This window comes from Klebsiella spallanzanii, from assembly GCF_902158555.1.
Lineage (GTDB): Bacteria > Pseudomonadota > Gammaproteobacteria > Enterobacterales > Enterobacteriaceae > Klebsiella > Klebsiella spallanzanii.
In genome coordinates, this window is record NZ_CABGGS010000003.1 from 73185 (window position 1) to 95816 (window position 22632).

The following is a 22632-nucleotide window of genomic DNA, read 5'->3' on the forward strand; positions in this document are numbered from 1 at the left end:
GAATATCATGAGTTACCAACCACAAACCGAAGCCGCTACCAGCCGTTTTCTCAACGTTGAAGAGGACGGAAAAACCTTACGCATTCACTTTAACGACTGCGGTCAGGGCGATGAAACCGTGGTCCTGCTGCACGGCTCCGGCCCCGGCGCTACCGGCTGGGCTAACTTCAGCCGCAATATCGATCCGCTGGTCGAGGCGGGCTATCGGGTGATTCTGCTGGACTGCCCCGGCTGGGGAAAAAGCGACTCTATCATCAACGGTGGTTCCCGTTCCGACCTCAACGCCCTGGTGCTGAAAAGCGTTATTGACCAACTGGATATCAGCAAAGTGCATCTGCTGGGCAACTCCATGGGCGGCCACAGCGCAGTGGCCTTTACCCTGAGCTGGCCAGAACGCGTTGGCAAACTGGTGCTGATGGGCGGCGGAACCGGCGGCATGAGCCTGTTTACGCCGATGCCGACGGAAGGCATCAAGCTACTTAACGGCCTGTACCGCGAACCGACCATCGAAAACCTGAAAAAGATGATGAACATCTTTGTCTTTGATACCCGCGATCTGACCGAAGCGCTGTTTGAAGCGCGTCTTAACAATATGCTGTCGCGGCGGGATCACCTGGAAAATTTCGTTAAAAGTCTGGAAGCCAATCCGAAGCAGTTCCCGGATTTTAGCCCGCGCCTCGGCGAAATTAGCGCCCAAACTCTGATCGTCTGGGGGCGCAACGACCGCTTCGTGCCGATGGACGCCGGGCTGCGTTTGCTGGCGGGCATTAACGGTTCCGAACTGCACATCTATCGCGACTGCGGCCACTGGGCACAGTGGGAACACGCGGAGAGCTTCAACCAGCTGGTGCTCGATTTTCTGGCGCGGACCTAAGGAATCATCATGACCACGTTATCTCTTGAACAACTGGCGCAGCGGCTGCGCGAGGCTGAAGCCCACGGGCAGGCCATTGAACCGCTGCGCGATATTCTCGGCGTCGACAACGCCGAAGCCGCCTACGCCATTCAGCGCATCAACGTCCAGCACCACGTCGCCATGGGTCGCCGGGTGGTAGGGCGTAAGGTGGGGCTGACCCATCCTAAAGTGCAGCAGCAGCTGGGCGTTGACCAACCGGACTTTGGCACTCTGTTTGCCGACATGTGCTTCGGCGATAACGCCAATGTGCCGTTTTCCCGCATCCTGCAGCCGAAAGTGGAGGCCGAAATCGCTCTCGTACTTAAACACGATCTGCCGCATGCCGACACCACCTTTGATGAGCTGTACGCCGCCATCGACTGGGTGGTGCCCGCCCTGGAAGTGGTCGGTAGCCGCATTCGCGACTGGTCGATTGGTTTCGTCGATACGGTAGCCGACAACGCTTCCTGCGGCGTCTACGTTGTCGGCAGCCCGGCGCGCCGACCGGAGGGGCTGGATCTGAAAAACTGCACCATGCGCATGACCCGCAATCAGGAGGAAGTTTCCAGCGGACGCGGTAGCGAGTGCCTGGGCCATCCGCTGAACGCGGCGGTGTGGCTGGCGCGTAAAATGGCCAGCCTTGGCGAGCCGCTGCGGACGGGCGATATCGTGTTGACGGGGGCGTTAGGCCCAATGGTGGCGATTAACGCCGGAGACCGTTTTGAAGCCCATATTGAGGGGTTAGGTTCAGTGGCGGCCAGTTTTGTCGCCGGAGAGGAAGGTCGTCATGAGTAAACGTAAAGTCGCGATTATCGGCTCAGGCAATATCGGTACCGATTTGATGATTAAAATTCTGCGCCACGGGCAGCATCTGGAGATGGCGGTGATGGTCGGTATCGACCCGGAATCCGACGGTCTGGCCCGCGCCCGGCGCATGGGCGTCGCCACCACCCACGAAGGTGTCGGCGGTCTGATGCAGATGGCGGAATTTGCCGACATCGATTTTGTTTTCGACGCCACCAGCGCCGGGGCGCACGTGAAAAACGACGCCGCGCTGCGCGAAGCCAAGCCGGGAATTCGCGTTATCGACCTGACCCCGGCGGCTATCGGTCCGTACTGCGTACCGGTGGTCAACCTTGATGCCAATCTGCAACAGGGCAACGTCAATATGGTGACCTGCGGCGGCCAGGCGACCATCCCGATGGTGGCGGCGGTTTCAAGGGTAGCGAAAGTGCACTACGCGGAAATCATTGCCTCGATTGCCAGCAAATCCGCCGGTCCGGGGACGCGGGCCAATATTGATGAATTTACCGAAACCACCTCGCAGGCCATTGAAAAAGTCGGCGGCGCGGCTAAGGGCAAAGCGATTATTGTGCTCAACCCGGCGGAGCCGCCGCTGATAATGCGCGACACCGTTTATGTGCTAAGTGAAGACGCATCGCAGCAGGACATTGCCGCCTCAATCGAGAAAATGGCGGCGGCGGTGCAGGCCTATGTGCCGGGTTACCGCCTGAAACAGCAGGTGCAGTTTGAAGTGATCCCGGAAGATAAGCCGGTGAACTTGCCGGGCGTTGGCCGATTCTCCGGCCTGAAAACAGCGGTTTATCTCGAAGTCGAAGGGGCAGCGCACTACCTGCCAGCCTACGCGGGTAACCTCGATATTATGACCTCGGCGGCGCTGGCAACGGCGGAGAAAATGGCCCAGGCAATGAACGACACGGCGGGAGAAACGGCATGAACGGCAAAAAACTCTATATATCCGACGTCACCCTGCGCGACGGGATGCATGCGATTCGCCATCAATACTCGCTCGAAAATGTGCGCCAGATTGCCCGGGCGCTGGATAGTGCAGGGGTGGATTCGATTGAAGTGGCGCACGGCGATGGCCTGCAAGGTTCCAGCTTTAACTACGGCTTTGGCGCGCACAGCGACCTGGAGTGGATTGAAGCGGCTGCGGAGTCGGTCAGCCAGGCGAAAATTGCCACTTTACTGCTACCCGGTATCGGCACCCTGCACGACCTGAAAAACGCCTATCAGGCCGGGGCGCGGGTGGTGCGCGTCGCCACTCACTGTACCGAAGCGGACGTCTCGGCGCAGCATATCGCCTTCGCCCGCGAGCTGGGGATGGACACCGTTGGCTTCCTGATGATGAGCCATATGACCACCCCGGAACAGCTGGCGCAGCAGGCGCTGAAAATGGAATCCTACGGCGCGACCTGTATCTACGTGGTCGATTCCGGCGGCGCGATGAATATGAACGATATTCGTGATCGTTTCCGCGCCCTGAAGGCGGTGCTGAAGCCGGAAACCACCACCGGTATGCACGCGCATCATAACCTGAGCCTCGGCGTTGCCAACTCCATCGCTGCAGTGGAAGAGGGTTGCGACCGTATCGACGCCAGCCTCGCGGGGATGGGGGCCGGAGCAGGCAACGCGCCGCTGGAGGTCTTTATCGCCGCTGCCGACAAACTCGGCTGGAACCACGGTACCGATCTCTACGCCTTAATGAACGCCGCCGATGAGCTGGTGCGCCCGCTACAGGACCGTCCGGTGCGCGTTGACCGCGAAACGCTGGCGCTGGGCTATGCCGGGGTGTACTCGAGCTTCCTGCGCCATAGCGAAGTGGCGGCGGCGCGCTATGGCCTGAGTGCGGTGGATATTCTCGTCGAACTCGGCAAGCGGCGGATGGTGGGCGGTCAGGAAGATATGATCGTCGACGTCGCGCTGGACCTGCTTAATCGTAACAAATAGAAGAAACGCGCGGCTGGCAACGTATCAGCCGCCATTCACCTGCTCCGATTATCCGGATATCGCAAAGGTACCCTATGACCAAAACCACGACTGCAAGCAATTCACGCCTGATGTTAACCGTCGGGCTCTGTTTTATGGTGGCCCTGATGGAAGGGCTGGATCTGCAGGCGGCGGGCATTGCCGCCGTCGGCATGGCGCAGGCCTTCGCGCTGGATAAAATGCAGATGGGCTGGATTTTCAGCGCCGGGATCCTCGGCCTGCTGCCCGGCGCGCTGGTGGGCGGCATTCTGGCGGATCGTTATGGCCGCAAGCGTATTCTGCTGGGCTCGGTTCTGCTCTTTGGCCTGTTTTCCATCGCTACCGCGCTGGCGTGGGATTTCGCGACGCTGCTGCTGGCACGGCTGTTGACCGGCGTTGGGTTGGGCGCAGCGTTACCCAATCTGATTGCCTTAACCTCGGAAGCCGCCGGACCACGCTTTCGCGGCAGGGCGGTGAGCTTGATGTATTGCGGTGTGCCGATTGGCGCTGCGCTGGCGGCGGCGCTGGGTTTTTTCGGTCTCGCTTCGGCCTGGCAAACGGTATTCTGGGTTGGCGGTGTCGTTCCGCTGCTGCTGGTGCCATTACTGATGCGCTGGCTGCCGGAATCGCCGGTCTTTCGGCGCAGCGTGGAAGGCGCACCGTTGCGCACGCTGCTCGCGCCGGGTAACGCTACCGCCACGTTGCTGCTGTGGATGTGTTATTTCTTCACGCTACTGGTGGTGTATATGCTGATTAACTGGCTGCCGATGCTGTTAGTCGGTCAGGGATTTAGCTCCAGCGAGGCGGCGGGCGTGATGTTTGTTCTGCAGTTTGGTGCTGCCTGCGGCACGCTGCTGCTGGGGGCGCTGATGGATAAGCTCAGCCCGCTGTGGATGTCGCTGCTGATCTACACCGGCATGCTGGCGTCGCTGCTGGCGCTGGGCACCGCATCGTCTCTTGGCGCGATGCTGTTTTCAGGATTCGTCGCCGGGCTGTTCGCTACCGGCGGGCAGAGCGTGCTGTATGCCCTGGCGCCGCTGTTTTATCGCACCGAAATCCGTGCGACCGGCGTAGGGACTGCGGTGGCGATAGGGCGTTTAGGGGCAATGAGCGGCCCGCTGCTGGCGGGAAAAATGCTCGCGCTGGGCACTGGCACCCTCGGCGTGATGGCGGCTTCGGCTCCCGGTATTCTGCTGGCAGGTGCGGCGGTGTTCTGGCTGATGAGCCGACAAAAACGCGCGGCGCTGGCCTGAGGAATTCCCAGGGAGGGAAATCATACCTGACCTGGGATCTTTTTATTCATGGTGTCATTTAATGTGTTAGGACATCCAACACCGTGAAATTGAGTATGGCATCAAACGGGCTGAAATAATGGTTTAACAGAGTCGATTAACGTCTTCTGAATAAACGCTATTGCGTTGTTGGCAAATGTGTTAATCGTTTCCAGCGAGTCGGGCTTAGGGTAACGGTGCGTTAACTGATAGCAGATAAACGGTGGCGGCGGATTCTTGAGGGAATACCAGGCAAGGTTCTGGTTGTTCTGCAATAAACGAATACAGCTCATTGGTACAATACTCCAGTACCCGGGCTTATCGAGATAGTGCTGAAGCATCGACCCGGTGTTAACTCGCAACAATGGTCTCTGATTGGCCCAAAACCGATGGTGCCACATTTCAAAATCACTCCCCCACCTGATGAATATTTCTTTTGCCGGGGATAGCTCCTCTGCCGTCATTTCATCATGATAGTTGCTATCTGTATGGCAAAGTAAAAACATCTCCTCACTATACATGGGCGTTGCGACGACATCCGGAAAGCGTTTGATGCCAAATGCATAGCCGATATCAATGGTTCTACTTTCAAGTAAGCTATACAACTCACTGGAGTGATGGGTTCTGATATCTAACCGGATATCGGGATTTTTTTCGATATATTGTTGGTACAAAGGAACAAATGTGTAGTTGTTAATAATGTCAGCCCCGCCGATCGTGAGCGCAGTGTAACTCCTGCTGCTCTTCAGGAGTTGCGTGTCTCGCCAAAGTGAAAGCCAACGATGAGCAACGGGTAGGAATGATTCGCCAAAGGCGGTCAGATAAAGGTTTTTTATCCCTCTTTGGCGGTGGAATAAACGCCCCCCGAGCTCCGTTTCGAGTAGCTGCAGCCGGTGACTGATGGTGCTTTGGCCGAGGTACAACTTCTGCGCGGCGAGTGAAATACTGCGGCATTCTGCCACCGTAAGGAAGGTTTCAACCAGCTCAAGTTTCATTTGGTATTCTTAAATATCAATAATTTTGATATATTATATCTATAAATATCATTTTATACAATATTGTTGATTAAATAGAATGCAAATGCAGGCTAATACTTACAGTTAAAAGTATGTAGATAAAAAGAAAATATTTTTTATAACAAGGAATGCTTCAATGAATAAAGCATCATATCTTGCTGTCCCTCTGCTTTTGGTTTTCTCTGTCGCAGATGCTGCGGTTATTTATAACAAAGATGGAAATAAACTGGATCTCTATGGAAAAATATCACCACGCTGGTACTCCAGCGATAATGAAGATCAGAATGGTGATAAGACCTATGTCCGAATCGGAGTAAAAGCCGAAACCACGATATCTGATGAACTTGTCGGGTATTCGCGGTGGGAACGAGAATTAAAAGGTAATAACCCTGAGGGCAGTAATCAAGGCGATAAAACTCGATATGCTTTTGCCGGATTAAGGAGTCAACGTTTTGGTTCATTGGACTATGGGCGAAATCTGGGGGTACTGTATGATATTGGCGCCTGGACCGATATGTTACCTGAGTTTGGTTCTGATACCTGGACTCAGAATGATGTATTTATGGCAAAAAGAACGACAGGGCTATTAACATGGCGAAATACCGATTTCTTTAATTATGTCGATGGGCTGAACCTAACGCTGCAATACCAGGGGAAAAATGAAGCCAATCGTGATGAAATTAGAAAACAAAACGGCGATGGTGTTGGGGCGGCACTAACTTATAGCTATGGTGATATTTCTACCGGTTTTACCTATGCGACATCCGCGCGGACGACGGCGCAAAAAGAGAGCAGCGAACCGCTTAATGCTAAAGGCGATAGGGCTGAAGCATGGGGAACTGGGATTAAATATGATAACGGTCATGTTTATGCTGCTATGGTTTACTCTCAAACATACAATATGACGACTTTCGGCAAGTATATTTCAAACGAAACACAAAATATGGAAGCTGTGCTTCAGTATCAGTTTGATAATGGATTCAGACCTTCCATTGCATATTTAAGATCTAAGGCTAATGATATCAGCGGGTACGGTAGTGAAAATATAAATGAATACGTTAGTTTAGGCGCTTTCTATTATTTTACAAAAAATGTTTCTGCCATCGTTGATTACAGGCTCAACCTGCTTGATGAAAATGATTTTACGCGTAAAACAGGAGTTAACACTGCCGATATTTTGGCTTTGGGATTTACATACGCTTTCTAGTTGCTTGTAGGTTGCTGTGATTTTTTAACTAATATTTGAAGGTAATTACGTTGACCAAGATTGTAGGTTCTACACCAATAGGCTATAACAATTCATTTCCTGAAGACTTTCTTTGGGGCGGAGCGGTAGCTGCAAATCAGTGCGAAGGTGCATGGCTGTCTGATGGGAAAGGTTTAGATTTAGCCAGTTGTTTTCCAAATGGTATTCATCATCATTTTGTTGGTCATCCACAATCAGATAAATATTATGCCCTTCGCGATGGCATTGATTTTTATAACCGATATAAAGAAGATATACAGCTATTTAAAGAACTTGGGTTGAAAATATTCAGAACATCAATAAACTGGACGCGTATCTTTCCACAAGGCGATGAAGCAACGCCGAATGAGGCAGGTCTGAAGTTTTATGATGATTTATTTGATGAGTTGTTAAAAAATGATATTAAGCCACTCATTACCTTATCGCACTATGAAACCCCAATGGGATTAGTGGAAAAATATGGTAGTTGGCGTAACAGAAAACTTATTGATTTTTATGCGCGTTATTGCGAAGTTGTATTTACACGCTATAAACATAAAGTTAAGTATTGGATTACATTTAATGAAATAAACAATATGCGACGCAATCCTGATTATGTCGCAGGAATTATTTTTAACCATGAAGATTTGAATAAACAAGAGGTCGTTTTTCAGGCGAATCATCATATGTTTGTGGCAAACGCTAAAGCTATTAAACTGTGCCGTGAAATCATACCTGATGCCCAGATAGGTTGTATGCTTGGTTCCAGCAATGTATATCCGAATAACTGTGATCCAATAGCCGTACTGGAGACTCAGGAGCTACGCCGTCGTTCGCTATTTTATTCAGATGTTATGCTTCGTGGATATTATCCAGCCTACATCTATCGTCTGTGGAATGAGCATAACTGCAAACTTATAATAACGGATGAAGATTTAGCATTAATTAAAAACTATACCAATGATTTTTTGGCGTTCAGTTACTATAAGACAACAACCCATGAGGCGGGCCAGCCATTTTTTGGCGATACGGGGGGCGATATCGGTACACCAAATCCTTATCTGGAGACGACTGCCTGGGGATGGCAGATAGACTCGGTGGGTTTCCGTTATACGCTTAATGAGTTGTGGGATCGTTATCAGAAACCGCTCTTCCCGGTAGAAAATGGCCTTGGCGCGGTTGATGTGGTTGAGGATGGTAAAATTCATGACGCCTATCGCGTCGATTATCTGCGCCAGCACCTGATGGCGCTTAAAGAAGCGATTCGCGATGGGGTTAATGTGATGGGGTATACCTGGTGGGGACCCATCGACATCGTCAGCGCAGGCACTGGTGAAATGAAGAAACGCTATGGTTTTATTTATGTAGATAAGGATAATGAAGGGCATGGCACATTACAGCGAATTAAGAAAGATTCTTTCGCCTGGTATCAAAATATAATTATGACGAACGGCGCTGAGCTCTGAGGATTTAACCGATGAACCCTACATTAACTGCCCATGAGATATTAACACTGGCCGGCGGAAGAGTTAATATAACATCCGTTACCCATTGCATGACCAGGCTTCGTTTTGTTATAAATGATAAAAGTCTCGTTGATCTGGAAGGTATAAGAAAAGTTTCAGGTGTCTTGGGCGCAGTGGATGCGACGGGGCAATTACAGATTATTCTGGGGAAAAACCTTATCCCGGTTTATACTGAAGTGGAGAAATCATTTTATAGTGATGATTCTGCGAAGAAACAAGAAAAAACACATAATGAGAAAACAAAAGATAATCGATTATTTTCTGCGGTTAATAATCTGATTGGTTTTGTCGCAAGTTCAGTGACTCCGGCAGTACCCGGGTTTATTGCTGGTGGGATGACGCTGGTTCTTCTTTTAATTGTGACATTGATTTTTCCACAATTTAAAGATTCGTCGAGCTATACACTGTTGGTATTTATTTCACAGAGTGCTTTTTATTTTATGCCAGTCTATATTGCTTATGGCGCGGCAATGAAGTTAGGCAGTACGCCTATTTATTCGATGATTGCCTCGGCATCATTAATTCATCCTGGTTTTATTAAGGTTGTGGCGCTGGGGAGTCCAGTTACACTTTGGGGAGTGCCAGTATTACTTGATAGCTATGCGAGTTCTTTTTTGCCAGCGCTGATGATTGCATTCACTGCCGCTAAACTTGAATTTGTATTAAATAAAATAGTCCCTGGGATTTTTAAAGCAGTGTTTGTCGGGATGTCGACAGTCATCATTGCGGGAGGGTTGGGGTTTATTATCTTGGGGCCTATTGGTACCTATATAGGTAAATATATCATTGAGTTTTTGATGTTTTTACAAGGTACGCTTGGTGGGTTGTCAATAGCTCTTCTGGCAGGTTTTATGCCATTTATTATTATGGCTGGGATTCATCACTTATTTAGCCCGATTATTATTCAAAGTCTTGCGTCGACAGGAAGCGACAGCCTCTTTAAACCCGCATTGATTGTACATAATATGGCTGAAGGTGGGGCCTGTCTTGGCGTTGCGGTACGCACTAAAAATAAGACCTTACGCTCGCAGGCATTCAGTTCCGGAGTCGGCTGCATTTTAGCTGGTGTTACCGAACCCGCAATTTACGGTATAAATTTACGTCTTAAACGACCGCTCTATGGAGTCATGGCCGGTGGTTTTTGCGGAGGGTTAGTTGCTGGTCTATTGGGTGCTAAAGCATTTGTTATGGGATACTCGAATTTATTATCAATACCTATTTTTCAACAGACTATTTTTGCCATTGTTTCTGGTATATGCACGGCAATAATCGTTTCGTTTGTAGTGACATATATTGTTGGTTTTGATGATGTAGTCGAAGTTTAATTGATAATTTCACCAGAACGCCCATGACGAATAATGGGCGTTGCATAGGGTATAAATAATATGAAAGTTAATATTGTGTATCGTAGACCTATTGTGGCGCAGTCTATTATTGACCAGTTGGGAAAAGAAGATGTTGCAACAGTTCATGAGGCAATGGGGCAGCGAGGGGCAATGTCTGGTACAATTCGCCCAATTAAAGAAGGACTTAAACTGTGTGGGCGAGCTATTACGGTTAAATGCCATCCCGCTGACAACTTGATGCTAATTAAAGCTATCAGTATGGCGACAGCGAATGATGTTATTGTTATTGATATGGGGGATTTGCTCAATTCAGGTCCTTTTGGCGAAGTTCTGGCGGTTGAATGTGTCGTTAAGAATATCGCGGGCCTGGTTTTTTCCTGTACTATAAGAGATAGCGCGGCTATAAAAAAACTCGCGCTGCCGGTTTTTTCTGCGGGTATTTGTGTTGAGGGAACCTCTAAAGCCACTCTTGGGTTTATTAACTATCCAATTACCGTTGGCGGTGTGATTATTAACCCCGGAGATGTCATTGTTGGTGATGACGATGGTGTGGTGGTTATTCCCAGTGATGAGGCTACAGAGGTATTAGCCGCATCGAAAGAAAGACGAGAAAAAGAGGCTCTTGTTATGCAACGAATTCGTGAGGGAGAGTCGGTATTCGATATTTATGGTTATCAGCAAATTTTGGATATGCTGCATTGTCGGGAAGAGCCGGACAGCGGGTTCTAACCTATCCCACCATGCCTTTGGAGGGGCTGGTCATGATTCCGGGCGAGCCCGTACACCGTAGCTCGCCGATCCCTTGCGCATCCACCCACTTTGGCATACGTTAAATCATCATCCATTGATTCTTCCGAGCATCATGTCTTTTACATCCCGCTTATTGAGCGATATCCCCGGCATCCGCTACGCCTTTCTCGATGTTCATGAAACTGCCGCCTTTCCCTACGGCGAAATGGCACCGGTCAAGCTGGTTCACGGCAACGTCGTACATCACTATCAGGCCCCGCAGGCCGAACGTCCCCACGCCGACGCGATGTTTACCGCCGTCAGGGGGCAGAAGGTGGGCGTGGTGACCGCCGATTGCCTGCCGCTGCTGATGGCTTCGCGAGATGGGCGTTATATCTGTAGCGTCCACGCAGGCTGGCGCGGCGCGGCCAGCGGGATTATCGAAAATAGCCTCGCGCTGTTTCGGCGTTATCAGGTTTCTCCCGAAGAGCTGGTGGTGGTGAGCGGGCCGCATATTCATCCGTGTTGCTACGAAGTCTCCAGCGATTTTTATCAGATGCTGCGGGCAATGCCCGCGGGCGAACTGGCAAAACGCCATCGTGAACGTATTTTTCAGCCTCATCAGGCCTCGTCTGAGGGGGCTCGGGCGAAAGCGACCAGCAGCGATAATGTATGGTTCGACCTGCAAGCCTTTGCCTATCTTTTGCTGTGCAATGCGGGCGTGCCGGATGAAAATATGGAGTGGCTGGGGAGCTGTACCTACTGTACGCCGCAGTCGCTGGGGTCGTTTCGCCGCCGTACCCATACGCCGGCAGAGAAGTCGTTCCAGTATTCCTGGATCATGCGCGAGCCGGGCGATGATGAGCTGATGAGACGAAATGATGATTGCTGATGTGTAACATCGGTGGGTGTTTGCTATCTCTGCACTCCTTCAAACAAGGAGGATTGCAAAATGAAATTGAACTCGTTCGCTCTAAGTCTCGCCCCGCTGCTGGCCGCCAGCGCTTTTTCCGCTCATGCCGGTCCGCAAGCGCATGTGGTCTGCGCTTATCACCATACGCTTGGTGATGACGCCATTATGATGTTCGGTAAGCCAAATCAGGCCATGTGGCATGATTTTTTTGGCAACACCCATACCGATGCGGTGTCGACTTACCAGACGTTGCGCGACCAGCCGGAAACGACCTGCGATAACAAAGCCGACAGCTCTGCTTACTGGGCACCGTCGATGAAGCTACCGGATGGCCAAATCGTCACCCCGGCCTACCAGAAAACCTATTACCAGACCACCAAAGTGGAACAGCATCCGCTGCATCCGTTCCCGGCGGGCCTTGAACTACTGGCGGGCGATCATCACGGTTCGGCACCCAGTTCACGCATCACCTTTCTTTGCGCTAACGGCAAAGGCTACAGCAACAAAGCCGGGGAGGTTTGTGGACTACGTAAAGCGGGGGACGCGGTACAGTTTAATATCGGTATTCAGTTCCCCAACTGCTGGGATGGCGTCAATCTGAAACCGACCCACGGACATAGCAACGCGACCTATGACGTAAACGGAGCCTGCCCGACTGATTATCCGGTCAAAGTTCCGACGGTAAACATGAACATTGCCTACGTCTTGCCGCAGATTAAATCCCTCGACACGGCGAAAGTTGAATTGTCGATGGACCCGGTAATGAACGGTGATGTGCGCGAAGAGCGTTGGGGCAGCATCTACTCTGCCCACGCCGATTTTATGAACGGCTGGACGGTGGAAGGGGCGCACTATATGACCGAGCGCTGCATGAACAAGGGGATCGACTGCGGTAGCGCGGTGCCTTATGGCTTCTCAACGGTGGAGGAGAATGCGCTGGTGGATAGCACCGAACCGACTGCTACTCACGCCGCGCCGGAAAACCTGGTGGTGAGCGATAACTGGAAGAATGGTGGTCGCACGCATAATCCGGAAACCATGACGCTGGTGAAATTCCAGATCCCACCGCTGCCGAAAGGTCAGGACGCATCGATGTTTAAATATCAGGTGCGGATCTACGGTGGAAAAGTGGAAACCAACGGTGCGGATCAGATTTTCTTCTATCCGGCGAGCAACGACTGGAGCGCGGAAAGCGTGACCTGGAACCATCGTCCGTGCTGTAACTACAGTTCCGATGCAACGCTGTATCTTAACTCCGCGCGGGAATATCGGATGGTGAACGTTGATAAAGCGGTGCGTAAGGCGCTGGCGGAAGGCAAAACTGAGATCTCCTGGTATATTGGCGGCGACCGTCAGGGCAACAGCTATCATTTTGACCCAGCGGGCGCAGCGCAGGAACCGATGCTGATGCTGACCGGCTTTAAAACCACGCCGGAGATCTGATAACGAGCGAGCACCGAGGCATTCCCGGGGGCGGCGCGGAAAAGAAGTGCCTTGCCCGGGCTACGGATTCGTGCGGTTTTGTAGCCCGGACAGGTGCGCAGCACCGCCTCCGGGGAAGTGTTTATTATCGACTTACAATACCTTAAACCCGTGTGTGCCATCGCGTGCCAGCTGATCCACCAGGCCGAACTCCCAATCGAGGTAGGCCTGCATTGCCGCAGGGGAGTTATCGGTTCCTTCATACGGACGGCGATAGCGATCGCCACGCGGCGTCGCCAGATGCGTCTCACCATGCTCCAGCGCCAGCCCGGCGCTAATCCACGCCAGCGTTCCGCCGCTCAATAGCTGTACCGGTTTACCGGTTAATGCCGCCACTTCCGGCACCGCGTATCTTGCCAGCAGGCTGCTGCCGCAGGTGACAACGTAACGTTCAGCTGAGGGGATTGTCTCCAGCGCCTGACGCAGCTGCGAGCGTACCAGCCAGTACGCGCCGGGAATATGTCGGGCGACATAATTGGCGCTGGTGGTGAAATCCAGCACCACGGTACCCGGCTCCCGTAGCTGTTCCGCCAGCTGCAGCGGCGAAATCTCCTCCGCCTGCGGTCCCGGAGGGACGCTGATGGCTGGGGTTCCGCGCTCGTTAAAATCATCCCGCCGTACATCGTTTAATACCGCCACCTCCCAGCCCATCTGCGCCAGCCAGGAAGCGGTTATCGGTGCGCGAATCTCATCATCGGCAATGAGTACAATCCGTGCCCCGCGCACGCTGGCGAAATGGTCGGTTTCCTGCACCAGTTGCCCGCCGGGAGCGCTCACGCTCTGCGGCAGATGGCCCGCCGCGTACTCTTCCGGGGTGCGTACATCGAATAGATACGTGGTACGTTCGGGCTGCCGCTGCCAGCGCTTAACGGTGTCACTATCGATAAAAATCACACCCGCGCGCTCGGCTAGCTGTTTCACTTCCGCCACGCGTTCGGCTGAGGCGTGAAAATCTGTATCGTAGCGCCGCTGCTGACCATGTTCGAGTTCGAACCCGGCTAAGGTCCAACCAATGGTGCCGTTACGCAGCGCGTAGACCGGATTGGGTAAACCGGCGTTACGTAACGACTGGGTGCCGATAATGCTCCGGGTGCGTCCCGCGCAGTTGACGATAACCGTGGTCTGCGGCGAAGGGAGCAGGCCCTCAATACGCAGCGCCAGCTCTGCGCCGGGCACGCTGATGCTGCCGGGAATATTCATGGTTTGATACTCATCGAAGCGGCGCGCGTCGACGATAACCACCTCCAGGGGGCTATCGATCAACGCTTTCACTTCTTCGGCGCTCAGCGAGGGCGTATGCCGCTTGCTTTCCACCAGTTCGCCGAAGGCTTTGCTCGGTGAGTTGACGTCCTGAAACAGCTCTCCGCCGTTGCGCTGCCAGCCCTGAAGACCGCCCTCCAGCAGCGCAACGTCCTGATAACCCCAGTTTTGCAGGCGCTCCACGGCCTGTTCCGCCAGGCCTTCGCCGTTGTCATATACGGTAATCGGCGTTGTCAGGCGCGGTACGCGACGGAAAATTTCCAGCTCCAGCTTGCTCAGCGGCAGGTTAGCGGCAAACAGCGGATGATTGCGGGCGAACTCCGCCTCTTCGCGAAGGTCGATCAGCGCCAGCTCCGCGCCGTCAAGCAGTGCCTGGCGCAGCTGTGCGGCCGGGCGATAAGAATAGATGGGCATATTAATTGTCCTTAGAGAGATCCCAGATATTGGGTAAGTGGCGATTGGAGTAGCCTGAGACAAAAGGTTTAACCAGGCCTTCCGCGGTATACACCGCGCGTTTGACGCCGCCGATATTGCCGCCGTAGACGTGAATACTGATAGAGACGCTATCCGACAGGGCATTGCTTACCCGGTGAATGTCGCCGTCGCGGGAAGAGACCTTTTCCACCTCGCCGGGGGAGAGGCGCTCGGCAAGGCCGCTGGCCACCGGCTGACCACGCTCGTCCAGACGGTAGCGTTGATTCTCTTCCGCACCGCGCAGCATACCGATGGCACCCCATACCCGATGGTCGTGAATCGGCGTCGATTGCCCCGGCCCCCAGACGAAACTCACAATGGAAAAACGCTGCCCGGAGTCGGCATGCAGCAGATACTGCTGATAGTGGTGGGGATGCGGCAGGGTGTACTCCTCCGGCAACCAGTCATCTTTTTTCACCAGCGTCGCCAGGCGCAGGGCTACGGCGTCGAGGAGGGCCGCCTCGTCGGCAAACTCGCGATGCAGAGCATCAACGTCTTGAATAAACTGGCGTAATTTTTCCACTCGCGTTGCGGTCATAGTCGCTTCCTGTTGTCGGGACTGGTCTTTACGCTAGCAAAGGCGTTAATATAATTAAAATGCAATTTCCGCATATATTAATATGCAAAAATCACATTAAGGATTCTATGCGCATCGACGACATCGACGCTCTGCTGGCCACCGTGCAGTTTTCCTCCCTGAATCAGGCCGCTGAATATCTTGGTATTACCCAATCGGCGATTACCCGCCGCCTCCAGCGTCTGGAGCAAACCCTGAACGTGACGCTGCTGGAGCGCCAGACCCGACCGCTTACCCTGACCGCCGCCGGACATCGGGTTTACGAGCAGTGTCTGAGCATCAAGCGGGAAACTAAAAAGCTGTACGGCCTGCTCGACCCTGAGGCGGAGCCGCACGGCATCCTGCGCCTCGGCGTGCCGCAAAGCGTGGCGGAAATTGCGCTGCAACCGGCGCTGGCCGCGCTGCGCCAACAGTTTCCCGCCCTGCAACCACAGGTCACCTGCGGCTGGAGCGGGCTGTTGCAAAGGCGGCTGGAGAGCGTCGAACTGGATGGGGTGCTGGCGATGGGGCCTGAACAACTGAGCTTTGCTGAGGGCTACAGCGGGCGGCTGCTTTGCCCGCTGGATATTGTGGTGATTGCGGCGAAAAGCTGGCGTCTGCACGCCGGAGCGCTGCGGGACTGTGCGGAGAAAGGCTGGGTGCTGAATCCCGACGGCTGCGGCCTGCGGGCGGGGCTAATCCGCGAGCTGCACTCGCAAGGGCTGCGTTTAGCGCTCAATGTGGAAACCGCAGGCGCCCAGTTGCAAATTAGCCTGGTGGCTCAGGGGCTGGGATTGGGCCTGGTACCGCGCGCGGCTCTGGCCGCCAGCCCATGGCGCGATGAAGTGACGGTGCTGACTCTTGCGGATTTTCAACCCGAGGTGCATCTGTGGTTGGTTAACGCGCAGAATCTGGCTAACCTGAGCCAGCCGCTGACTTTTTTTGCCGCTAAGGTCGTTCAGCAGCTTAATGTATCTGACTGAAAAGCAGATAAAATTTATTTAAATGCCTGTATTGCATATTAAGATATGATAAAAATGCATTTTGCTCATTAAGAGCCTGTGTATAGGGTAATGAAAACGCGCCGCCGCTGCGGCCCATTCGTTATCCTGATACAAGGAGTTCTGTATGAGCATTCAGTTTCTCGGCATGATCGGTCATCGCCTGTCGTCGGAAACCATCGCCCCGGTTGGCCCGATTTTTGACCGCGACTACATCGTGCGCTTTGCGCAAACCCACGAGGCTGCCGGGTTCGACCGCCTGCTGGTGGGCCACTGGTCCGATCAACCCGATGGATTTCTGGTGACCGCGCTGGCCGGGCTGTCGACGCAAAACATCAGCTTCCTGCTGGCGCATCGCCCCGGTTTTGTCTCGCCAACCCTTGCAGCGCGTAAATTCGCTACCCTTGAACACCTGCTGGGTGGACGCCTGGCGGTGCATATCATCAGCGGCGGTAATGATGCCGAGCAGCGCCGCGATGGCGATTATCTCGACCATGATCAGCGATATGCGCGCACTGATGCCTTTCTCGATACCCTCCGCAAGGTCTGGACTGCCGAACAGCCGGTGGATATCGCCAATGATTTTTATCAGGCGGAACAGGCCTGGTCGGCGATCCGCCCGCTGCAAAAGCCGCACATCCCCTTATATTTCGGCGGCTCGTCGGAAGCGGCCATTGCCGTGGCCGGAAAGCACGCCAACGTTTTCGCCCTGTGGGGAGAATCGCTGGCACAAACTGATGAAACCATCCGGCGCGTGCGGGCCGAGGCGGCGAAACATCAGCGTGAGATTGGCTTCAGCGTCTCTTTCCGCCCGATTATCGCCGACACCGAAGCCGAAGCCTGGGAAAAGGCCGAGCATATTCTGCACGTCGCCACCGAACGCGCGGCGCAAACTGAAGGCGGTTTCAAAGCCAAGCCCGATAGCGTCGGCGCGCAGCGCCTGCGGGCGACGGCGGCGCAGGGCAAGGTGGTGGATAAACGTCTGTGGACCGGGATCGCCCAACTGGTCGGCGGCGGTCACAACTCCACCGCGCTGGTGGGCACGCCAGAACAGGTTGCCGACGCGCTGCTCGACTACTACGACCTTGGCGTGCGCAATTTCCTGATCCGCGGATTCGATCCGCTGAACGATGCCCAGGAGTACGGGAAAGCGCTGCTGCCGATAACCCGTGAAAAAGCCGTCTTGCGCTCCGTTGCGGAGCGCGCATCGTGACCGATTCCGCATTCGATGATTGGTCGCGGCGGCTGACGGAGATCTGCCAGTTGATGGCGGAGCAGGCGGCCAGCCTCGACGCCAGCGGCGATTTTCCTCACCACAATATCGAACGTTTGCGCCTGCGCGGTTTTTTAAGCCTTGCTGTACCGCTGCAATATGGTGGGGCGGGAGCCGACTTAGCCCAGCTTCAGCAGGCTATCGCCGCGATTGCCTGGGGTGAACCGGCGACGGCGCTGATCGTCTGTATGCAGTACCTGCATCACCTGCGGCTGGCGGAAAATGAAAACTGGGCCGAGCCGCTGCGCCAGCAGGTTTTTCAGGATGCTGTTGAGCGGGGCGGGTTGATTAATAGCCTGCGCGTGGAGCCGGAGCTGGGATCTCCGGCACGCGGCGGCCTGCCGAAAACCGTGGCGACCCGCAGCGCGGAGGGCTGGCGAATTAGCGGCCACAAAATCTATACCACCGGCATCGAAGGCCTGAGCTGGCTGGCACTCTGGTGCCGCAGTGACGACAGTACGCCGCTGGTCGGTACCTGGCTGGTACCCCGCGACAGCGAAGGCATCAGCGTGGTGAAAAGCTGGGATCACGCCGGAATGCGTGCAACCGGCAGTCATGAAGTCATTCTGAAAAATGTGCAGGTGGCCGCAGAGAACGCGGTGGACGTATGGCCTGCCGACGAAACGCCTGCGCCGGCTGCCGAGCAGTTTCGCCTGTTTGCTAACCGCCATACGGCGCTGCTGACGGCGATTTACGACAGCGTCGCCCGCGCCGCCCGCGACTGGCTGGTGGCATGGCTGAGTGCGCGTATTCCGGGAAACCTCGGGCAGCCGCTGTCCAGCCTACCGCGAGTGCAGGAAAAAGTCGGGCAGATTGACGGTTTACTGCTGGTGAATCGCAACTTGCTGGAGAAGGCAGCGGAGCTGGGCTTTTCCGCCATCGAGGCTAATCTGGCAAAAGTCACCATTACCGACAACGCCATTCAGGCGGTGAACCTGGCGCTGGAGCTGACCGGCAATCATGGCCTGAGTCGGCAAAACCCTCTGGAACGCCACTATCGCAACGTGCTGTGCGGGCGGGTACATACCCCGCAGAGCGACAGCGCGTGGCTGGCGGCAGGCAAATACGCTTTTCAAAAATAAGGATAATTCATATGCGCATACCCAAATTCACCCGTATAGCCGGGGCGGTGATGCTGTTGGCCCTGAGCGGCTATGCGGCGGCTCAGGAGCGAATCACTCTACGCATCGCCGATCAAAAAGGCGGCATGCGTTCGCAACTGGAAGCCGCCAACGCGCTGCAAAATCTCTCGTACGACATTAAGTGGGCCGAGTTTCCGGCCGCTGCGCCGCTGGCGGAAGCGCTGAACGCCGGTGCAGTGGACGTGGGGATTATCGGCGATGCGCCGCTGCTGTTTGCGCTGGCAAACGGTGCGCCGGTCAAAGCCATCGCTGTCGATAAAAGCAATCCGGCGGGGACCGCTGTGCTGGTCTCTCCCGGCAGCCCGCTGAAAAGCGCGGCGGATTTAAAAGGCAAACGTATCGCCACCGGTAAAGGGTCGATTGGTCATTTCGTGGCGCTGAAAGCGCTGGAGCAGGCGGGCATTTCGCCCAAAGAGGTGCAGTGGGTATTTCTCGGCCCGGTGGACGCCAAAGTGGCGCTACTTAACGGCTCGGTGGATGCGTGGGCCACCTGGGAGCCGTACACCACTCAACTGGTCAAGACCGCCGAGGGGCAGATTCTGGTGAGCGGCAAAGGGCTGCTGCCGGGCAACACTTTCCTCGCCGCCACCGATGATGCGCTGAACGATTCGCAAAAACGCGCGGCGCTGCAGGATTATCTCAATCGCCTGGCCGGTGCCGAGCGCTGGGCCTACGCCAACCTTGATAGCTACGGTAAAACGCTGGGGGAAATTATTCGTTTCCCGGCGGATATTGCTCGCGCGCAGTTTGCCAATCGTCAGTCGCAGTGGCTGCGGCTGGACTCGCAAACGGTCGCCCAGCAGCAGTCAACGGCGGATTTCTACCTCGCTAACGGCCTGATCCGCGCAAAGCTCGACGTCACACCGACATTTGATAACGGTTTTAGCGTGCCTGCCGCGCAGGCTCATGCGGAGGTCGCGCCATGATGCGTTCCGGTTTTTCCCGCCGTCGTTTCTTAAAACTAACCGGCGGCGTGGCGCTGGCGGGGGCATCCCTGCCGTTATGGGCTCACGATATGGCGGCGATGGCGAGCAGCGACGAGCATCCGGCGCTGCGTCTGGCACAGCCGTACAAAATCAAGCTGGCGATAAACAAAAGCGCGGTGTGCCTCGCGCCGGTCGCCGTCGCGGAACAGCAGAAGATTTTCAGTAAATATAATCTCGACGTTGAGTTTGTTAACTTCGGCAACTCAACGGACGTACTGCTGGAGGCGATTGCCACCGGGAAGGCCGATGCCGGGGTTGGCATGGCGCTGCGCTGGCTGAAGGCGCTGGAACAGGGCTTCGACGTCAAGTTGACCGCCGGAACCCACGGCGGCTGTCTGAACTTGTTGACGGCGAAAAACTCACCGTTCGGCGGCCTGGAGAGCCTGAAAGGGCAAACCATTGGCGTCACCGATATGGCCGGGCCGGATAAAAACTTTTTTGCCATTCTGCTTAAGCGCCACGGTATCGATCCGATAAGCGATGTGCAGTGGAAAGTCTATCCCGCCGATCTGCTCAGCGTGGCGCTGGATAAACGTGAAATCGCCGCCATTAGCGGCAGCGAACCGTTTAGCTATCGCCTGCTGGAAACCGGTAAATATCAGCTTATCGCCAGCAATATGACCGGCGATTACTCCAACCTGAGCTGCTGCGTGCTGGGCGTCAGCGGGACCCTGGCGCGAGACCACAAACCCGCCGCCGCCGCGCTCACTCAGGCGATTCTTGAAGCGCACAGCTACGCCGCTGAACACCCGGAAAGCGTGGCGCAATCCTTCCTGGCCCATGCGCTCAATACCAATGAAGCGGAGGTCAGCGGGATCCTTCATGGACAAGGGCACGGACATCACGCGGTGGGCGAGGCGTTTGTCAAAGAGCTGACGCAGTACGCGGTGGACCTTCAGCGCGTACAGGTGATCAAACCGGGAACCGATCCTCATCAGTTTGCGGAGAGTATTTATGTCAACGTTTTCGCCTGAACGGGTTCTGTCGCGCCAGAGCAGCGGCAGGCCGCTGTGGAATGAAGGCCTGCTGGCTGGCGTATTGTGGCTGCTGGGTGGTTTTTTTACTCTCGCCTGGCCGGATGTCGGTCGGCGCTGGCCGTTTAGCGAAGGTTGGGCGCTGGCTCAGCTCACCGTCGGCGGGGGATTACTGCTGCTGGCGCTGAGCTACCGCTACTGGCGGCAGCGGGGCGCGCGGTTGCAGCATGCCGGGAAATGGCTGGCGCTGCTGCCGGTGCTGTTTGCTATATGGGAAGGACTGACGGCGAAGACGGCGTTTCTGCCGGTACCGTTTTTCGCGCCGCCGCAGGCGCTGATTGAAGTGCTGCACGATGACTGGCCGCGCCTGCTTGACAGCCTTCTGCATTCGCTGGGGCTGCTTGGGCTTGGCGTGCTGCTCGGCACCAGCTGCGGTTTTATCAGCGGTCTGGCGATCGGCTGGTCTCAGCGTATCGGCTACTGGGTACATCCCGTTTTGCGCCTGCTGGGGCCGGTGCCGTCCACCGCGCTGCTGCCGCTGTGTCTGTTTATTTTCCCTTCGAGCTTCGGCGCCAGCGTTTTTCTGATTGCGCTCAGCACCTGGTTCCCGGTGACCGTGCTGACCTGGTCCGGGGTGATCGGCATCGATAGGGCATGGTATGACGTGGCGCGGACCCTGGGGGCCAGCCAGCGCTTTCTGATCCTGCGGGTGGCGATCCCCGCCGCGTTGCCAAACGTGTTTGTCGGCCTGTTTATGGGCCTCGGCGCGTCATTTTCGGTGCTGATCGTCGCTGAGATGGTGGGGGTAAAATCCGGGATTGGCTTTTATCTGCAATGGGCGCAGGGCTGGGCGGCGTATCCCAATATGTACGCGGCGCTGCTGGTGATGGCGTTGTTGTGCTCCGGCCTGATTAGCGGGCTGTTTATGGTACGCGACAGGCTGCTGAGCTGGCAGCGGGGAGGAATGCAATGGTAACCGCGACGATAAGTTCTCAGGCGATATCTACCGGCGCAACGGTATCGATTAGCCATCTGCATCATGCTTTTACGCTTGGCAAACAGGCGGTACCGGTACTGGAAAATATCAGCCTGCAGCTGCGGCCCGGAGAGAGCGTCGCGCTGCTTGGGCCGTCAGGCTGCGGTAAATCGACCCTGTTGCGGCTGCTGGCGGGGCTGGAGGCGCAGCAGAGTGGGCACATTCAGATTGATGAGGCGGCAATGGATGGACCTGGGCCCGAGCGAATTCTGGTGTTTCAGGACCCGACGCTCTACCCGTGGCTGACGGTACGGCAAAACGTGCTGCTGGGGCCGCAGGCGCAGGGTAAGAAGGGACTTGAGCCGAAGGCCGACGCGCTGATTTCACGGATGGGGCTTGAGGCGTTTAGCGAGGCCTGGCCGCGACAGCTCTCCGGCGGCATGGCGCAGCGTGCGGCACTGGCGCGCGCGTTGTTAAATGAACCGCGCCTGCTGTTATTAGACGAGCCGCTGGGCAAACTCGATTCGCTCACCCGCATCAGTATGCAGCGGGAGCTGATTGCGCTGTGGCAGCAGCAGGGCTATACCAGCTTGCTGGTCACCCACGATATTGAAGAGGCGCTGCTGCTGTGTGAACGGGTGTTGGTGATGTCGCCGCGTCCGGGCAGAATTATCGCTGAGTTCTCGCTCCCGCTTGAGTTTCCTCGCCATCGCGATAATCCGTTATTATTACAGCATCGTCAGGATATTTTGCGTATTCTTGGCCAGGAAGAGGATTGGTAAGTTGTTGATACCGGGTCTGTGTGGCCCGGTAATAGT

Annotated in this window: 20 protein-coding genes and 1 pseudogene; 18 read left to right on the forward strand and 3 right to left on the reverse strand. The window is 55.1% G+C overall.

The window, feature by feature from the left end; translation table 11 throughout:
* Positions 1-7: 7 nt before the first annotated feature.
* The 5 genes from mhpC to mhpT all read left to right on the forward strand — a co-directional run bounded on the left by mhpC (position 8) and on the right by mhpT (position 4917).
* Positions 8-874: a 2-hydroxy-6-oxonona-2,4-dienedioate hydrolase gene (gene mhpC, locus FN082_RS05415; RefSeq protein WP_142981250.1), complete on the forward strand. Its 867-nt coding sequence runs from the start codon at positions 8-10 to the stop codon at positions 872-874.
* 9 nt (positions 875-883) lie between these two features.
* The gene (mhpD, locus tag FN082_RS05420; protein WP_142981251.1) at positions 884-1690 is read left to right on the forward strand and encodes a 2-keto-4-pentenoate hydratase; all 807 of its coding nucleotides are present in this window, start codon (positions 884-886) and stop codon (positions 1688-1690) included.
* The gene (gene mhpF, locus FN082_RS05425) at positions 1683-2633 is read left to right on the forward strand and encodes an acetaldehyde dehydrogenase (protein ID WP_142981252.1); all 951 of its coding nucleotides are present in this window, start codon (positions 1683-1685) and stop codon (positions 2631-2633) included. The genes mhpD and mhpF overlap by 8 nt, the downstream gene beginning before the upstream one ends.
* A complete protein-coding gene (gene mhpE / locus FN082_RS05430) occupies positions 2630-3646 on the forward strand; it encodes a 4-hydroxy-2-oxovalerate aldolase (protein ID WP_142981253.1) in 1017 nt (338 codons plus the stop codon). Before mhpF ends, mhpE begins: the two co-directional genes overlap by 4 nt.
* 74 nt (positions 3647-3720) lie before the next feature.
* A complete protein-coding gene (gene mhpT / locus FN082_RS05435; RefSeq protein WP_112213444.1) occupies positions 3721-4917 on the forward strand; it encodes a 3-(3-hydroxy-phenyl)propionate transporter MhpT in 1197 nt (398 codons plus the stop codon).
* A gap of 101 nt (positions 4918-5018) precedes the next feature.
* Here mhpT and FN082_RS05440 read toward each other — a convergent pair whose 3' ends face one another.
* Positions 5019-5930, reverse strand: coding sequence for a LysR family transcriptional regulator (locus FN082_RS05440; RefSeq protein WP_142981254.1), 912 nt, complete (start codon positions 5928-5930; stop codon positions 5019-5021).
* Positions 5931-6087: 157 nt separating this feature from the next.
* Between FN082_RS05440 and FN082_RS05445 the strand changes: the two genes are divergently transcribed.
* The 6 genes from FN082_RS05445 to FN082_RS05470 all read left to right on the forward strand — a co-directional run bounded on the left by FN082_RS05445 (position 6088) and on the right by FN082_RS05470 (position 13133).
* Positions 6088-7158, forward strand: a complete 1071-nt coding sequence (locus tag FN082_RS05445; protein ID WP_142981255.1) for a porin — start codon at positions 6088-6090, stop codon at positions 7156-7158.
* Positions 7159-7208: 50 nt separating this feature from the next.
* Positions 7209-8642: a glycoside hydrolase family 1 protein gene (locus FN082_RS05450; protein WP_328592351.1), complete on the forward strand. Its 1434-nt coding sequence runs from the start codon at positions 7209-7211 to the stop codon at positions 8640-8642.
* Between the two features lie 11 nt (positions 8643-8653).
* The gene (locus tag FN082_RS05455) at positions 8654-10027 is read left to right on the forward strand and encodes a PTS transporter subunit EIIC (RefSeq protein ID WP_142981256.1); all 1374 of its coding nucleotides are present in this window, start codon (positions 8654-8656) and stop codon (positions 10025-10027) included.
* Positions 10028-10087: 60 nt separating this feature from the next.
* Positions 10088-10777: a 4-carboxy-4-hydroxy-2-oxoadipate aldolase/oxaloacetate decarboxylase gene (locus FN082_RS05460; RefSeq protein WP_142981257.1), complete on the forward strand. Its 690-nt coding sequence runs from the start codon at positions 10088-10090 to the stop codon at positions 10775-10777.
* A 133-nt stretch (positions 10778-10910) separates the two neighbouring features.
* On the forward strand, positions 10911-11669 hold the full coding sequence (locus FN082_RS05465) for a polyphenol oxidase family protein (protein WP_142981258.1): 759 nt from the start codon (positions 10911-10913) through the stop codon (positions 11667-11669).
* A 60-nt stretch (positions 11670-11729) separates the two neighbouring features.
* On the forward strand, positions 11730-13133 hold the full coding sequence (locus FN082_RS05470; RefSeq protein ID WP_142981259.1) for a CBM96 family carbohydrate-binding protein: 1404 nt from the start codon (positions 11730-11732) through the stop codon (positions 13131-13133).
* A gap of 132 nt (positions 13134-13265) precedes the next feature.
* Here the strand turns inward: FN082_RS05470 and FN082_RS05475 are convergent, their stop codons facing one another.
* A complete protein-coding gene (locus FN082_RS05475) occupies positions 13266-14846 on the reverse strand; it encodes a rhodanese homology domain-containing protein (protein ID WP_142981260.1) in 1581 nt (526 codons plus the stop codon).
* A 1-nt stretch (position 14847) separates the two neighbouring features.
* Positions 14848-15444: a cysteine dioxygenase family protein gene (locus FN082_RS05480; protein WP_142462922.1), complete on the reverse strand. Its 597-nt coding sequence runs from the start codon at positions 15442-15444 to the stop codon at positions 14848-14850.
* A 107-nt stretch (positions 15445-15551) separates the two neighbouring features.
* Between FN082_RS05480 and FN082_RS05485 the strand changes: the two genes are divergently transcribed.
* From FN082_RS05485 to FN082_RS05515, 7 genes and pseudogenes are all read left to right on the forward strand, one after another.
* Positions 15552-16445 (forward strand): LysR family transcriptional regulator, encoded by an 894-nt coding sequence (locus FN082_RS05485; RefSeq protein ID WP_142981261.1) that lies wholly within the window; start codon positions 15552-15554, stop codon positions 16443-16445.
* Positions 16446-16590: 145 nt separating this feature from the next.
* Positions 16591-17695: pseudogene (locus FN082_RS05490) on the forward strand (LLM class flavin-dependent oxidoreductase).
* Between the two features lie 34 nt (positions 17696-17729).
* Positions 17730-18818, forward strand: coding sequence for an acyl-CoA dehydrogenase family protein (locus FN082_RS05495; protein WP_142981310.1), 1089 nt, complete (start codon positions 17730-17732; stop codon positions 18816-18818).
* An 11-nt stretch (positions 18819-18829) separates the two neighbouring features.
* Positions 18830-19804: an ABC transporter substrate-binding protein gene (locus FN082_RS05500; protein WP_142465238.1), complete on the forward strand. Its 975-nt coding sequence runs from the start codon at positions 18830-18832 to the stop codon at positions 19802-19804.
* Positions 19801-20838 carry an ABC transporter substrate-binding protein gene (locus FN082_RS05505; protein ID WP_142465237.1) on the forward strand — a complete coding sequence of 346 codons (1038 nt, stop codon included), beginning with the start codon at positions 19801-19803 and terminating at the stop codon, positions 20836-20838. The genes FN082_RS05500 and FN082_RS05505 overlap by 4 nt, the downstream gene beginning before the upstream one ends.
* Positions 20819-21814, forward strand: a complete 996-nt coding sequence (locus FN082_RS05510) for an ABC transporter permease (protein WP_139537492.1) — start codon at positions 20819-20821, stop codon at positions 21812-21814. The genes FN082_RS05505 and FN082_RS05510 overlap by 20 nt, the downstream gene beginning before the upstream one ends.
* On the forward strand, positions 21808-22596 hold the full coding sequence (locus FN082_RS05515) for an ABC transporter ATP-binding protein (RefSeq protein WP_139537491.1): 789 nt from the start codon (positions 21808-21810) through the stop codon (positions 22594-22596). Before FN082_RS05510 ends, FN082_RS05515 begins: the two co-directional genes overlap by 7 nt.
* Positions 22597-22632: the final 36 nt, after the last annotated feature.

What these genes read in the sequence shown, in the direction of transcription:
- mhpC (WP_142981250.1), top strand. Translation starts at nt 8, where the DNA reads ATGAGTTACCAACCACAAACCGAAGCCGCTACCAGCCGTTTTCTCAAC.
- mhpD (WP_142981251.1), top strand. Translation starts at nt 884, where the DNA reads ATGACCACGTTATCTCTTGAACAACTGGCGCAGCGGCTGCGCGAGGCT.
- mhpF (WP_142981252.1), top strand. Translation starts at nt 1,683, where the DNA reads ATGAGTAAACGTAAAGTCGCGATTATCGGCTCAGGCAATATCGGTACC.
- mhpE (WP_142981253.1), top strand. Translation starts at nt 2,630, where the DNA reads ATGAACGGCAAAAAACTCTATATATCCGACGTCACCCTGCGCGACGGG.
- mhpT (WP_112213444.1), top strand. Translation starts at nt 3,721, where the DNA reads ATGACCAAAACCACGACTGCAAGCAATTCACGCCTGATGTTAACCGTC.
- FN082_RS05440 (WP_142981254.1), bottom strand. Translation starts at nt 5,930, where the DNA reads ATGAAACTTGAGCTGGTTGAAACCTTCCTTACGGTGGCAGAATGCCGC.
- FN082_RS05445 (WP_142981255.1), top strand. Translation starts at nt 6,088, where the DNA reads ATGAATAAAGCATCATATCTTGCTGTCCCTCTGCTTTTGGTTTTCTCT.
- FN082_RS05455 (WP_142981256.1), top strand. Translation starts at nt 8,654, where the DNA reads ATGAACCCTACATTAACTGCCCATGAGATATTAACACTGGCCGGCGGA.
- FN082_RS05460 (WP_142981257.1), top strand. Translation starts at nt 10,088, where the DNA reads ATGAAAGTTAATATTGTGTATCGTAGACCTATTGTGGCGCAGTCTATT.
- FN082_RS05465 (WP_142981258.1), top strand. Translation starts at nt 10,911, where the DNA reads ATGTCTTTTACATCCCGCTTATTGAGCGATATCCCCGGCATCCGCTAC.
- FN082_RS05470 (WP_142981259.1), top strand. Translation starts at nt 11,730, where the DNA reads ATGAAATTGAACTCGTTCGCTCTAAGTCTCGCCCCGCTGCTGGCCGCC.
- FN082_RS05475 (WP_142981260.1), bottom strand. Translation starts at nt 14,846, where the DNA reads ATGCCCATCTATTCTTATCGCCCGGCCGCACAGCTGCGCCAGGCACTG.
- FN082_RS05480 (WP_142462922.1), bottom strand. Translation starts at nt 15,444, where the DNA reads ATGACCGCAACGCGAGTGGAAAAATTACGCCAGTTTATTCAAGACGTT.
- FN082_RS05485 (WP_142981261.1), top strand. Translation starts at nt 15,552, where the DNA reads ATGCGCATCGACGACATCGACGCTCTGCTGGCCACCGTGCAGTTTTCC.
- FN082_RS05495 (WP_142981310.1), top strand. Translation starts at nt 17,730, where the DNA reads ATGGCGGAGCAGGCGGCCAGCCTCGACGCCAGCGGCGATTTTCCTCAC.
- FN082_RS05500 (WP_142465238.1), top strand. Translation starts at nt 18,830, where the DNA reads ATGCGCATACCCAAATTCACCCGTATAGCCGGGGCGGTGATGCTGTTG.
- FN082_RS05505 (WP_142465237.1), top strand. Translation starts at nt 19,801, where the DNA reads ATGATGCGTTCCGGTTTTTCCCGCCGTCGTTTCTTAAAACTAACCGGC.
- FN082_RS05510 (WP_139537492.1), top strand. Translation starts at nt 20,819, where the DNA reads ATGTCAACGTTTTCGCCTGAACGGGTTCTGTCGCGCCAGAGCAGCGGC.
- FN082_RS05515 (WP_139537491.1), top strand. Translation starts at nt 21,808, where the DNA reads ATGGTAACCGCGACGATAAGTTCTCAGGCGATATCTACCGGCGCAACG.